Raw genomic sequence first — 13,222 nt, forward strand, 5'->3', positions numbered from 1 at the left:
GTGCGAACGCGGTGCTGACAGGGATGGACGCGTGGAGAAATTCACCTATCAGGCCGCACCCATGCGGGTGCTGTTCGGTGCAGGGCGGCTCGCTGATCTGAGCGCAGAGCTTGATCGCTTGGGCGTCGGGCGGGCACTTATTCTGACGACGCCACATCAGAAAATTCAAGGCGACGACATCGCATCGATGATCGGCGGCCGCGCGGCTGGCGTCTATTCCGGTGCGACAATGCATACACCAGTCCATGTGACTGAGCAGGCTATGCAGCAAGTGGCGCTGCTGCGCGCTGATGGCGTCGTCGCGGTTGGCGGCGGCTCGACTATCGGGCTCGGTAAGGCGATCGCGTTTCGCACCGATCTGCCCCAGGTCGTGGTGCCGACAAGCTATGCGGGATCGGAGATGACGCCTATCCTTGGCGAGACGGTCGACGGCTTAAAGACGACCCGCTCGGACCCGAAAATCCTTCCCGAGACGGTGATCTATGATGTCGATCTGACGCGTTCATTGTCGGTGCCGTTCGCCGTTACGTCCGGCATCAATGCGATCGCTCACGCCGTCGAGGCGCTATATGCCCGTGACGGCAATCCCGTCATCTCACTCATGGCAGAGGAAGGCATCAAGCTCATGGCCGGCGCGCTGCCGCGGCTCGTCGCCGGCGATGATGCGGATGCGCGCGACGACGCGGTGCGTGGCGCGTGGTTGTGTGGTGCTTGCCTCGGCGCCGTTGGCATGAGCCTGCACCACAAGCTTTGCCATACCCTCGGCGGAACTTTCGACCTGCCGCATGCGGAGACGCACACCATCGTGTTGCCGCATGCTCTGGCCTACAACGCGCCGGCGGTTCCTGCCGCGGCCGCCCGCGTGGCGCGAGCGTTGGGCGTCAACGATGCGGCCCAGGGATTGTTCGATCTGGCGAAGGGCCTCGGCGCAAAGCTCGCCTTGCGCGATATCGGCATGCCCCGCGACGGTATCGAAAAGGCAACTGATATCGCCTTCAAGAACGCGTATTGGAATCCGCGCGTGTTAGAGCGTGATGCCATTCGCGATTTGATCGCCCGCGCATGGGACGGCGAACGTCCAAAGGGCGAGATCTGACCATGCGGACACTGCTCAAATCAGCTGTTGTCGTGACGATGGACGATGCGATCGGCGACTTCGCCGATGCAGATGTGCTGATCGAGCGCGACCGTATCGTCGCGATCCAGCCCGGACTTGAAGCATCATACGCCGAGGTGATCGATGTGCGCGGGCGCGTCATCATTCCGGGCCTCGTCAACGCCCACATGCACACATGGCAGACCGCGTTGCGTGGTTTTTCGGCCAACTGGACGTTGCCCGAATATTTCCGCCGCATGCATGCCGGACTGGCCACGGTATTTCGTCCGGACGATATTGGCGTCGGCACGCTGATGGGTGCGCTCAACCAGATCAATTGTGGCACGACTACGCTGGTGGACTGGTGCCACAACAATCCGACGCCGGCACACAGCGATGCGGCGGTGATGGCATTGAAGGCCAGCGGCATTCGTGCCGCGTTCTTTCACGGGTCGCCCAAGCCGGATCCCGAACCGGGCAAGCCGCACTTCTCCGAGGTGCCCCATCCGCGTCGCGAGGTGGAGCGCTTGTTGGCAGGTGCGCTGTCGGACCGTGATGGGCTTGTCACGCTCGGTCTCGCAATCCTTGGACCGCATTATTCGACGATGGATGTCGCCTTCCACGATTTCCTGATGGCGCGCGAATTCGGTTTGATCGCCTCGATGCATCAGGGCGGCGGGGCGGCGAAAACACCGGGAGGGTGGCGCCAACTCATCGGCGCGGGTGCCGTGGGATCCCATGTGAACATCGTGCACGGCAACGATCTGCCAGATGATCTGCTGCGCGAGCTCGTCGATCTCGGTGCATCCTTTTCGGTGACCCCGGAGAACGAGATGAATCAGGGACACGGTTTTCCGATCACCGGACGGTTGCTGGCCCGCGGGGCGCGACCGTCGTTGGGCGTTGATCTGGAATCGGTGCTGCCGGGCGACATGTTCAATGTCGGCCGTATCGCGCTGTCGATGCAGCGCGCGCTCGACAATGCCGCCAGCCGGACGGCGACGGGCGCCATCCCGGCGGCGACCACGGTGACCACGCGTGAGGCGCTGCGCTGGATCACGATCGAGGGCGCGAGGATGCTTGGTCGTGCCGATAGCATCGGGTCGCTCAAGCCAGGGAAGAAAGCGGATCTCGTCGTTATCGATGCGACCGCGCTGAATCTTTTTCCGGTGCATGATCCCGTGTCGACGGTGCTGATGCAGTCCAGTATCGGCAATGTTGAGGCAGTGATGATCGATGGCGTCTGGCGCAAGCGGGATGGCCGGCTGCTGTTCGGCAACCTGCAGAACAAAAAGGACGAGCTGGAGCGATCAGGCAGGCGCATCGTTTCGGAAATCGAGCGACAGGAGAAGGCGGCATGACAGAACATACTGGGTCGGTGTCATGGATCGGTATCGGCAAGATGGGACTTCCGATTACTGGCCGCATGCTCGAGATGGGCGTGCGCGTCGCCGGCTATGACAGCGATCGCGACCGTATGGATCTCGCGGCTAAAAACGGCGTACAGATCGTCAATACGATCGATGCCGCGATTGCCGGACAGCAGATCGTCTTCACCTCGCTGCCGCATGATGACGCGTTACGCGCGGTGGTGCTGGCGGACAGCGGTCTGCTCGACAAGCTCGCGCGCGGTGCGATCCTGATCGAGACCAGCACCGTCAGCGCCGAGATTTCGGCGGAGATCGGCAGCGCTGCGGAGACGCGCGGAATTCTGTATCTGCGTGCGCCCGTTTCTGGCAATGCGGCGATCGCGCATACGGGCAACTTGACCTGCTTTGTGTCCGGCCCGCGTGCGGCTTTCGATCAGGTGCAGCCGATCCTCGCGTCCTTCACGCGGGCGCAGACTTATCTTGGGCAGGCCGAGGAGGCGCGTTTCGCCAAACTCGCTGTCAATCTCATGATTGCGGTATCGGCAGGGATGATGGCAGAGAGCCTCGCGCTGGCGCGCAAGGGCGGCATCTCCTGGCCCGATATTCTAAAGGTGCTTGACGATAGCGCCGTCGCTTCGCCGATGGTGAAGTACAAGACGCCGCTACTGGCGACGCGGGATTTCGAATCGACTTTCTCGTGCCGCCAGATGACGAAGGATCTCGATCTCATTCTCGGCGCCGGGCATGACGTCGGCGTCTCACTGCAGCTTGCCGCGCATGTGCGCGAAATCTACGGATCGCTCGTCGCGCAAGGCGACGGTGAGGCCGATTTCATTGCCACGGTCCGATATGTCGAACGCCTGTCCGGCCTCGGCGAACCAAAGCTCGGGTGAGGTCATCATGCGCAATTTCAATGAAAACACCATTACGGACGCCGTGCTCGATCGCGTCGGTGGCGCCGAACTGCCGCGGGCGAAGCAGATCAGCGAGGCACTGATCCGACATCTGCATGCTTTCGTGCGCGAGATCCGGCCGACCCAGCGGGAATGGGAGCAGGGCATCGAATTTCTGACCCGTACCGGGCACATGTGCAATGACAAGCGGCAGGAGTTCATCCTTTTGTCCGACACCCTTGGTGTGTCGATGCTGGTCGATGCCATCAATCATGGCTCGCAGAGCGGTGTGACCGATACCACGGTGCTTGGCCCGTTCTTCGTGCAGGCGGCGCCCCAGAGAGAACTTGGCGACGATATCTCCGGCAACATGGAAGGCGAGCCGATGCTGGTGACCGGATCGGTGGCGACGTGCGACGGCAAGCCAATCGCCGATGCCACGATCGATGTCTGGCATTCCGACGATGATGGCTATTACGATGTCCAGCAGCTCGACAAGATCGGCGATCTGGCCATGCGCGCGCGCTTCCGCGCCGATGCGCAAGGTCGCTTCCGATTCTGGTCGATCAAGCCGGCTGCCTATCCGATCCCGCATGACGGGCCAGTGGGCGAAATGCTGGAGGCGCAAGGACGCCATCCATGGCGGCCCGCACATGTCCACTTTATGATTTCGGCACCGGGCTTCGAGCAACTGGTCACCCACGTCTTCGTGGCCGGTGACAAATATCTCGATTCTGATGTGGTGTTCGGGGTCAAGGACACGCTGATCCGTGAGTTTGTCCGCGAGCCTCCGGGGAAGGCACCGGACGGCAACACGCTCGACCGGCCCTACTACCATTTACATTACGATTTTGGCCTGAAGCAGACGGTCGCAGCGACCGAGGTGTAGTTCTCGGGCAGGATCGAGGTCAAAAGGCCCGATCTGACACAATAAGACGGGAGGAATGGGATGGGAGCGCCGGTGAGCGTGGAGACGGTGGTCGGCCGTCTGAATGAATTCATGGGAGCGCGGGCGACCACCGCCCGTGGCGTCCTCGACGATCATGGCCGTAGCGAAGCGTATCACGCGAGCCGTCCGCCGGACGTCGTAGTGTTTCCCGAGAGCACGCAGGAAGTCGCTAGCATTGTGCGGTTGTGCAATGAACTCGGCATGCCCGTTGTGCCATTCGGCGCTGGTACCTCACTGGAAGGCAATGCTGCATCGATTGCGGGCGGGGTTTGCATCGACTTCGCGCGGATGAATCGCGTGCTCAGGGTAAATGATAAGGATCTCGACGTCGTCGTACAGCCGGGCATCACCCGAAAGCAGTTGAATGCGCAACTGCGCGATACCGGCCTGTTCTTCCCGATCGATCCTGGCGCGGATGCGTCGATCGGAGGGATGTCATCGACGCGCGCCTCGGGCACGATGGCCGTGCGTTACGGCACCATGAAGGACAATGTGCTGGCGCTGGAAGTCGTGCTCGCGGACGGTCGCGTCATCCGCACCGGCAGTCGCGCCCGGAAGTCCTCCGCCGGTTACGACCTGACACGGCTATTCGTCGGCGCGGAGGGCACCCTCGGTGTCATCACCGAGGTCACGTTGAAGCTTCATCCGTGGCCGCAGGCTATCTCGTCGGCCGTATGCAGTTTCGCGCGGCTCGACCAAGCCATCGATACAGCGATTGAAATTATCCAATCGGGCATCCCGGTCGCGCGCATGGAGCTGTTGGACGAAGTCATGATGCGCGGCATCAACGGATATTCGAAACTTGGTTATCGCGAGACGCCGACTCTGTTCTTCGAGTTTCACGGCACCGATGCGAGTGTCTCCGAACAAGCGGAACTCGCCGAGGCGATCGCGGCAGATCATGACGGGCAGGGCTTTCAGTGGGCCCGCGCCGCCGAGGATCGGTCGAAGCTGTGGCACGCACGCGACAACACGCTTTATGCCGGCCTCAGCCTGAAGCCCGGTGCCAAGGCGATGATCACGGATGTCTGTGTGCCGATTTCGCGGCTGACCGAATGCTTGACCGACACCCGGCGCGATATCGACGCCAATGGATTGATCGCGCCAGTGGTCGGCCATGTCGGCGATGGGAATTTCCATCTGCTGATCCTGATCGATCACGATAATGCCGACGAAGTCGCGCGTGCGAAGGCGCTGCATGCCCGCCTGGTGGCGCGTGCCATCGCCATGGAAGGCACTTGCACGGGTGAGCACGGTATCGGCACCGGCAAGATGAGCTTTCTCGCGGACGAGCATGGGGAGGCGGTCGATGTGATGCGCGCCGTCAAGTTGGCGATCGATCCACAGCAGACTTTGAACCCCGGCAAGATCTTCACGCTCGGAGCGAGACCATGACGGTACTCGAACGTAACGACCGACTTCCGCCGCTCGCCGAGCCGACGTCGCCGCTTTTTGAGTTGCGCGGCATCTCAAAGGAGTTTCCCGGCGTGAAGGCGCTGGACAACGTGTCCTTCTCGGTGTTTCCGGGCGAAGTGCACATGCTGCTTGGCGAGAACGGCGCCGGCAAGTCGAGCCTGATGAAGGTGCTTTGCGGCGCCTATCGCGCCGATGGCGGCTCGTTCCATCACAACGGCGCGCCGGTCGAGATCGCATCGCCAGCGGATGCACAGAAGCTTGGGATCGCGGTGATCTTCCAGGAATTCTCGCTGGTACCGTATCTGAACATTGCGCAGAATATCTTCCTCGGGCGCGAACCGGCCGGCCGCATTCCCGGCACCATCGACCGCAAACGCATTCATGCCGACGCCAGGCGGGTTCTGGCGTCAATCGGTTTCGATATCGATCCGTCGATCCGCGTCGATACGCTCGGCGTCGCACAACAGCAGATGGTGGAAATCGCCAAAGCGATCAGCCAGAACGCCCGAATTCTCGTCATGGACGAGCCGACCGCGGCGCTGTCTGACCGCGAAACTGAATTGTTGTTCGCGCTGATCGCGCGACTCAAGGCCGACGGCGTTGCGATCATTTATATCTCACACCGCATGGCCGAAGTGTTCGCCATGGGGGACCGCATCACGGTTCTGCGCGACGGGCGCCGCATCGATGAGGTCAGGCCAGGCGATGTCTCCTCCGACGACCTCGTGCGGATGATGGTCGGCCGCACTGTCGACATGAGCTATCCGCGGACCTTCGTCGAGACGCCGGGCAAGGTTATGCTGGAGGTGAAGGGCCTCAGCGCGCCATCCGGCATCGCCGACATCGATCTCGTCGTGCGTGCCGGCGAGATCGTTGGTCTCTGTGGCCTGGTCGGTTCGGGGCGGACGGAGGTGGTGCGCGCGATCTTCGGTGCCGACACCACAACCACTGGTGAAATCATGTTCGATGGCCAGCCCAAGCGCGGCGGTCCGGATGAGGCGGCGCGCCTCGGCCTCGCATTGATCCCGGAAAGCCGCAAGGCTGAAGGCCTCGCACTGATCCGATCGGTCGGCGATAACCTGGTCGTCGCGGCGCTGCGCAAGGTGTTTCCGCACGGGCTGTTCGACCAAAGCAAGTCGCGTCACATCGCAAAGGATCTGGTCAAACAGCTGAGGATCGCGACGCCGTCCGACAAGCAGGCAGTCGGCCTGCTGTCTGGTGGCAACCAGCAGAAGGTCGTGATCGGCAAATGGCTGGCGGCGGGAGCAAAACTCTTCATCTTCGATGAGCCGACCCGCGGCATCGATGTCGGTGCCAAGTCCGAGATCTTTGCGCTGATTGACCGCCTGGTCGGCGAAGGCGCTGCAGCGCTGATGATCTCGTCCGAACAAGCCGAGATCTGCCACGTCTGCGACCGCGCTTACGTGATGCGGGATGGTCGGATCGCCGGCGAACTGTCGCGCGAGAATCTTACCGAAGAGAATATCGTCAGATTGGGGATGCATCATGCGTGAACAGGTCATGGAGCTGCGGTCGAACCCGCTGCAGCGAATTCCCGGTGTCGCGGTCATGCTCGTGTTGCTGTGCGGATTATTCAGCATCATGACGCCGGGCTTTCTCACGGTGCCGAACATCTCGAACGTCATCGTTCAGTCGACGATCCTGCTGATGCTGGCGCTGCCGATGACGCTCATCATCATGACAGAGGGCATCGATCTCTCGATGGGTGCCGTTCTGACACTGACATCTCTTGTCGTCGCCATCGTCTCGCTGTCGACTGGCTCGCTCCTGCTCGGCCTGCTCGCCGGCCTCGCGGTGGGGACCGCGTTCGGGACGGCAAACGGATGGCTGGTCGCCGTAGTTGGCATCCCACCCTTCGTTGCCACGCTCGGTACGCTTGGCATGGCGCAGGGGCTGTCGCTGATCGTCAGCGACGGACAGAGCGTCGTCGGCGTGCCGGCGACGGTGCGCGCCATTTATTCGGGCACCTTTGCGGGGATCCCTTTGCCGGTTCTGATCGCACTTGCGAGCTGTCTCGCGTTTCACGGGCTGCTCTATCACACCCGGTTTGGCACTTACATCTTTGCGCTTGGCGGCAACCGTGAAGCGCTGAAATATGCTGGTATCTCTCCGCGACGACTGTTGATCATGGTCTATGCCCTCGGCGGCGCAATGGTCGGACTGGCGGGCCTGCTGATGACCGCGCGTATGAATTCCGGTCACCCGACCGCCGGTCTTGGTCTCGAATTCGATGCGATTGCTGCGGTCGCCGTCGGCGGCACGTCGTTCGAACGCGGCAATGGTTGGCTGCTTGGCACGGTACTTGGCGTCATCACCGTTGGGGTGCTGCGCAACGGCTTGAACCTGATGGCGTTGCCGTCATCGATCCAGGTGGCAAGCGTCGGTCTCCTTGTGATTGCAGCCTTGTTCGTCGACGGATTGCGGAGCCGCTCATGACCGATATGTCCAAGCCCATGTCGCCAGGGCGCTTCGCGCTCTCCGAGGAGATGATCCAGGTTTTCTATCGCCTGCTCGCAGCATTCCTCATCTGTGCAGCGCTGACGGTTCTCACTGAGTCGTTCTTCAGCCTGGGCAATATTCTCAACGTGCTTCGGCAAACCAGCCTGCTGTTCTTCATCGCTGCTGGCCTCACTCTGGTGGTGCTGACGGGCGGCCTCGACCTGTCGATCGGCGCCAATGTTGCGATCTCGGCCTGTATCGCCGGCACCGTGATCCATCAGACGGGATCTCCAGCGCTCGGTGTCCTTACCGGCATCGGGGTCGGAGCGACGGTCGGGTTGCTCAACGGGCTGATGGTCACGGTACTGCGCATCCCGTCATTTATTGCCACCTATGGGATGCTGTGGGTGCTGCACGGCGTCACATATTGGTACATGGCCGGCGAAACGATGCACGGCTTTCCAGCCGGTTTCCGTCAGATTGGCAGCGGCTATTTCCTTGGATTGCCGATCCCCGTCTATTTGATGGTCGGCTTTCTTGCGATTGGGAGTATCTTCGCTCAACGAACCACGTGGGGACAGGAGATCTACGCGATCGGTGCCAATCCGGTCGCGGCACGATTGTCAGGCATTCCCGTCGCCAGCCGTCTGTTGCTCGTCTATGTCGTCTCCGGCGCGATGGCAGGACTGGCCTCGATCATCTTCCTTGCGCGCCTAAATTCGGCAGAGGCCGACATCGGCGAAACGTTGACCCTGCCGGCGATTGCGGCCGTCCTGATTGGCGGGACGTCGCTGTTCGGCGGGCTCGGCACCGTGTTTGGCACCTTTGTCGGAGCGCTCATCCTCACATTGGTCTTGAACGGCATGAATCTGCTGTCGGTCAGCGCCAGTTGGCAACCGCTGGTGACCGGCGTCATTGTCATCCTCGCGGTGTGGCTGGACATGAAGACCCGTCACCACGCGCGGTAAGTTTACAAGAATTTCAAAACGAAAAACTGGAGGGAACGAAATGAAGAGACTTGCTGTAATCGCTGCGACCATGCTCTGCTCCGCCGCCCTGACGTCACATGCCTTCGCGGATGGCGAGACGCTTGCCGTCTTCACCAAAAACCAAACCAATCCGTATTTCCAGACCGTGCGGGTGGGGGCTGACGCGGCGGCAAAAGCCATGAAGGCGAAGACGCTCCACTATATCCCGACCAAGCCCGACAGCATTCCGGAACAGCTTAGTCAGATCGAAGACGTCATCGTTAAGAAGCCGTCTGCGATCGTCTTTATTCCGGTCGACTACAAGGCCATGGTGCCTGGCGTCGAGAAAATCAACGATGCCAAGATTCCGGTTGTCAACGTGACCGACCGCTCCGCCGGTGGCAAGTTCGTCGCCTTCGTCGGTGCTGACGACTACAGCCTCGGCCTGGAGACCGCACGTTTCATGCTGAAGTCGCTCGGCGGCAAAGGCAATGTCGTGATTATCGAGGGCGTGAAGGGATCGCTAACCAGCATCGATCGTGTGCGTGGCTTCAACGACGCCCTGAAGGAAAATCCGGGCGCCAAGCTGCTCGCCTCGCAGCCCGGCAACTATCAGCGACTGCAGGCGCTGCAGGTGATGGAAAACCTGATGCAGTCTAATTCGAAGATCGATGGTGTGCTCGCCGCCAACGACGCAATGGCCATCGGCGCGATCGAGGCACTTGAGGGCGCTAACCGGAAAGCTGCCGTCATCGGAGTGAACGGCACCAAAGAAGCGATCGATGCGATCAAGTCGGGAAAGCTCCTCGCGACCGGTGACTATAATGGGTTCGTTCAGGGCTGTTTGGGGATGACCATCGCCATCCGTTCGCTGCGCAACGAACCGGTCATCACCGAGATCGTTCTGAAGCCCACCGTCATCAGCAAGGAGAACTATCAGCCCTACGACGTGCCGCTGGAATCGCGTGCGTGTCCGACTTGGGATGAAGCCTCGAAACTTAACACAAAGTAAAATTCAACCACCGAGCATCATCGCGGTCGCCAAGAACCGCGATGATGCTATCCACGGAGTACCCGATGCTATTTGCCATTCATGCTGTCGATCGCCCAGGTTCGCTCGACAAGCGGCTGTCCAACTACGACGCGCACAAGGCGTTTCTGTCGGACACGTCGCGCTTCGATATCGCCATCGTAATATCTGGCCCATTGGTCGCCGACGATGGCCAGACAATGATTGGCAGCTTGTTCCTTGTCGAGGCAGCGGGCCGGGCTGCAGTCGAGGCTTTTCATCGTGCTGATCCGTTTTTCGCAGCCGGGATCTGGGAAAAGGTTACGATCACCGGTTTCCTGCGGCGTCAAGGATGAGCCCGTTGAGCGCGGACCGGACGCTTAGTAACTGCAGCCTGCCACTGGCTTTCAACCATGTCGGGCTCACCGTGCCCGACATCTTCGCGGCGATCGACTGGTATGGCGAGGTGTTCGGCGCCAGCCACATCATGGGCCCGCGGCTGCTCGCGGCGGCGGATAGCGCCACGCATGAAACGCCCGGCATTTTCGGAAAGCAGTTTCGCTCAGCCTATCAAGCGCATTTGCTGCTAGCCAACGGCGTCGGCCTCGAACTGTTTCAGTTCATCGAACCAGCCGTCGAACTGACCGCCGAGAATATGCCTTATTGGCAGCGCGGCCCGTTCCACATCGCGCTCACCTGTCCCGATGTCGATGGCTTAGTTATGAAAATCTGTGCGCGCGGCGGCCGCAAGCGCAATGAGCCCACCAACTTCGTACCAGGCCGTCCTTGGCGACTATGTTACTGCGAGGATCCATGGGGCACCGTCATCGAGATAATGTCGGCAAGCTATGCGGAAATGTTCGGGAATTGGCCGCAACCGGGCATGACCGATACGCCCCGGATGATCGAACGTCCGCCACAGGCGTGACTGTACCAGCGTTGTTTTAAACTTTTGAATGGTCCGCTTCTGCCGCGCGGCGAGGGCCCGTGAGCAGATATGACGACAGAGCAGGGAGTGGCAGAATGAGACAATCGGCACCTAAGTTTGTCGGCGCACTCGTCACGGCGTGGGTGGCGTGCGTTTCCGCCGCCTATGCCCAGACGCCCTGGCCTAGCAAGCCGATTCGTTTGGTGGTGCCATTTCCCGCCGGTGGCTTTGTTGATGCGGTCGCTCGCCAGATCCAGCCTCAATTGCAGACGGCTTTGGGTCAAACGGTCGTCATCGACAATCGCGGTGGAGCTGGAGGAACGTTGGGGGCCAGTGAAGTGGCGAGATCGCAGCCGGATGGGCATACGATACTGCTCGTATTTGACTCCTACGCCCTTTACCCACTGACATATCTGAAATTAAACTTTGATGTCGCGCGTGATCTTGTGCCGGTTACGCAGATCGCGAGCAATCCGCTTATCTTACTCACCCACGCGAAGGTGCAGGCAAAGGACCTTGAGACCTTTGTCAAGCTTTTGAAGTCGGAGCCTGGCCGAGTAAATTATGCAAGCGTCGGTGTTGGCTCGAGCAACCACCTGACGGCCGAACTGTTTCAGTCGGCGACGGCGACAACCATGACGCATGTTCCCTATCGTGGTGGCGGACCGGCGCAACAGGACTTGGTCGGCGGACATATCGAAACTATGTTCCTGTCAGCCTCGCTTGCGCTGCCGCATGTGAAAGCTGGCGCGCTGAATGCAATCGCTCAAACGGGAGCGAAGCGGTCGGTGGCTTTGCCAGATGTTCCGACTGTTGCCGAGCGTGGCTATCCCGGCTTCGAGGTCAATTCCTGGGTCGGCATGCTGGCGCCAGCAGGGACGCCTCGTGACGTCATTGATAGACTACACTCCGAGGTTCGAAAGATCCTTGGAGATCCAAAATTCGCGGCGCGCCTGGAGGAGCAGGGGCTCGTGGGATAGGGAGTTCTCCGGAAGAGTTTTCGTCCGTCCTGAGTTCCGAACGCGAAAAGTGGGCTCGCTTGGTAAAAGAACGAGGGATCGTTCTTGAATAAAGCAGGCGATGCAGTTCGGGCTTTTTCAAAGTCGTGTTGCCGCCTTGCGCAGCGATGATGGAAAGCTGTTGGGCTAGTTATCGAGTCGCACGTTGCACTACGCAGGTGCACGATCGCGTCGATCTCATCGCCCGATCAGATCTTGTGCAGAAGTTCCATCTCCGCGGAAAGTCGGATGCTGCGCTTGCCGGCCAGCGCAATCGCTTCCCAGGTCGCGCCCCGGTCGTCGCAAGCGCCTGAAAAGCCGATGCCGACTTCGCGCCCGCCGAACACGGCGTCGTTGGCCTTCGTATGCTCCTGATTGACGATCTCGCCCTTCCAGCGGCCCTGGGCAGAGGAATAGGAGCCGAGATAATAGAAAAAGGCGTCGCCGCCGAGCATGCGGCCGTCCTGCAGTAACATAACGCCCGTGAGGCCGCTATCGACGCCGTCGAGTGCGCGCATGCGCAATGCATACAGGCCGTTGAGGATTCCTCCTGCATCTACGCGACCGGGAGGCGGCAAGGAGGCCTCGTCCAGCCTCGTCATGATCGAGTTCACGACTGCATCGGGTATTCGAACAGGCGAGCAGGCGAAATGATAGGCATGGCCGATGGCTCGGCCACGGAAATTGAGGACGTCATCGTCGGCGCCGTAGAGCTGGCTCACGCTCGGATCAGTCGCGTGACGCTGACCGGCAACCTGGCCGACGACTTCTCCATCATTGACCTCCTGATAGCTCCCGATGTGTGCGAATGCCGAATTGCCGCCAAGCATTCGGCCACCGCGAACGTGCATGACGCTGCGGTTGAGCACAGGGCCAGCCCGGTACTCGCATTTATAGAAGCCGTCGAATGAGATGGTCGCCTCAGCCATGTGGAAGACTTTAGTCGGTGCTTTGATGCGCGAAAAGCGACATCGACACGGTAAAAGGAATCTAGAAGAGCATCGTACTTCAAGATCCAGAACAAGCGAGCGAGGCATATGTCTTGGTCCGTAAATGACGCAAAGCGGAGATAGAGGGGTAAAGGCAGTCCCAGATCGAGCCTTTCCAGATCCCTGCAACTCAGAATGAAATCCCT

At 60.6% G+C, this 13,222-nt stretch carries 13 protein-coding genes; 12 read left to right on the forward strand and 1 reads right to left on the reverse strand.

From position 1 onward, the window contains the following. The first annotated feature begins 61 nt into the window (after nucleotides 1-61). The 12 genes from RPMA_RS07295 (at nucleotide 62) to RPMA_RS07350 (ending at nucleotide 12,069) form a co-directional block, all read left to right on the forward strand. Nucleotides 62-1,096, forward strand: coding sequence for a maleylacetate reductase (locus RPMA_RS07295; protein WP_211912192.1), 1,035 nt, complete (start codon nucleotides 62-64; stop codon nucleotides 1,094-1,096). Between the two features lie 2 nt (nucleotides 1,097-1,098). Continuing rightward, nucleotides 1,099-2,457, forward strand: coding sequence for an amidohydrolase family protein (locus RPMA_RS07300; protein ID WP_211912193.1), 1,359 nt, complete (start codon nucleotides 1,099-1,101; stop codon nucleotides 2,455-2,457). Further along, complete coding sequence (locus RPMA_RS07305; protein WP_211912194.1) at nucleotides 2,454-3,359, forward strand: NAD(P)-dependent oxidoreductase; 906 nt, start codon at nucleotides 2,454-2,456, stop codon at nucleotides 3,357-3,359. Before RPMA_RS07300 ends, RPMA_RS07305 begins: the two co-directional genes overlap by 4 nt. 7 nt (nucleotides 3,360-3,366) lie before the next feature. After that, nucleotides 3,367-4,248 (forward strand): intradiol ring-cleavage dioxygenase, encoded by an 882-nt coding sequence (locus RPMA_RS07310; protein ID WP_211912195.1) that lies wholly within the window; start codon nucleotides 3,367-3,369, stop codon nucleotides 4,246-4,248. A gap of 60 nt (nucleotides 4,249-4,308) precedes the next feature. Then, nucleotides 4,309-5,703 (forward strand): FAD-linked oxidase C-terminal domain-containing protein, encoded by a 1,395-nt coding sequence (locus RPMA_RS07315; protein WP_211912196.1) that lies wholly within the window; start codon nucleotides 4,309-4,311, stop codon nucleotides 5,701-5,703. Further along, nucleotides 5,700-7,238 carry a sugar ABC transporter ATP-binding protein gene (locus RPMA_RS07320; protein WP_211912197.1) on the forward strand — a complete coding sequence of 513 codons (1,539 nt, stop codon included), beginning with the start codon at nucleotides 5,700-5,702 and terminating at the stop codon, nucleotides 7,236-7,238. The genes RPMA_RS07315 and RPMA_RS07320 overlap by 4 nt, the downstream gene beginning before the upstream one ends. Next, nucleotides 7,231-8,181 (forward strand): ABC transporter permease, encoded by a 951-nt coding sequence (locus tag RPMA_RS07325; RefSeq protein WP_211912198.1) that lies wholly within the window; start codon nucleotides 7,231-7,233, stop codon nucleotides 8,179-8,181. The genes RPMA_RS07320 and RPMA_RS07325 overlap by 8 nt, the downstream gene beginning before the upstream one ends. Then, a complete protein-coding gene (locus tag RPMA_RS07330; RefSeq protein ID WP_211912199.1) occupies nucleotides 8,178-9,152 on the forward strand; it encodes an ABC transporter permease in 975 nt (324 codons plus the stop codon). Before RPMA_RS07325 ends, RPMA_RS07330 begins: the two co-directional genes overlap by 4 nt. 40 nt (nucleotides 9,153-9,192) lie before the next feature. Continuing rightward, the gene (locus RPMA_RS07335; protein WP_211912200.1) at nucleotides 9,193-10,164 is read left to right on the forward strand and encodes a sugar ABC transporter substrate-binding protein; all 972 of its coding nucleotides are present in this window, start codon (nucleotides 9,193-9,195) and stop codon (nucleotides 10,162-10,164) included. A gap of 65 nt (nucleotides 10,165-10,229) precedes the next feature. Continuing rightward, nucleotides 10,230-10,517, forward strand: coding sequence for a YciI family protein (locus RPMA_RS07340; RefSeq protein WP_211912201.1), 288 nt, complete (start codon nucleotides 10,230-10,232; stop codon nucleotides 10,515-10,517). Between the two features lie 5 nt (nucleotides 10,518-10,522). Beyond that, a complete protein-coding gene (locus tag RPMA_RS07345; protein WP_211912202.1) occupies nucleotides 10,523-11,089 on the forward strand; it encodes a VOC family protein in 567 nt (188 codons plus the stop codon). 95 nt (nucleotides 11,090-11,184) lie between these two features. Then, nucleotides 11,185-12,069, forward strand: a complete 885-nt coding sequence (locus RPMA_RS07350) for a tripartite tricarboxylate transporter substrate binding protein (RefSeq protein ID WP_211912203.1) — start codon at nucleotides 11,185-11,187, stop codon at nucleotides 12,067-12,069. 227 nt (nucleotides 12,070-12,296) lie between these two features. Here RPMA_RS07350 and RPMA_RS07355 read toward each other — a convergent pair whose 3' ends face one another. After that, on the reverse strand, nucleotides 12,297-13,124 hold the full coding sequence (locus tag RPMA_RS07355; RefSeq protein ID WP_305849007.1) for a GrlR family regulatory protein: 828 nt from the start codon (nucleotides 13,122-13,124) through the stop codon (nucleotides 12,297-12,299). Nucleotides 13,125-13,222: the final 98 nt, after the last annotated feature.

The sequence above is a fragment of the Tardiphaga alba genome (assembly GCF_018279705.1).
In the GTDB taxonomy this organism is placed as follows: domain Bacteria; phylum Pseudomonadota; class Alphaproteobacteria; order Rhizobiales; family Xanthobacteraceae; genus Tardiphaga; species Tardiphaga alba.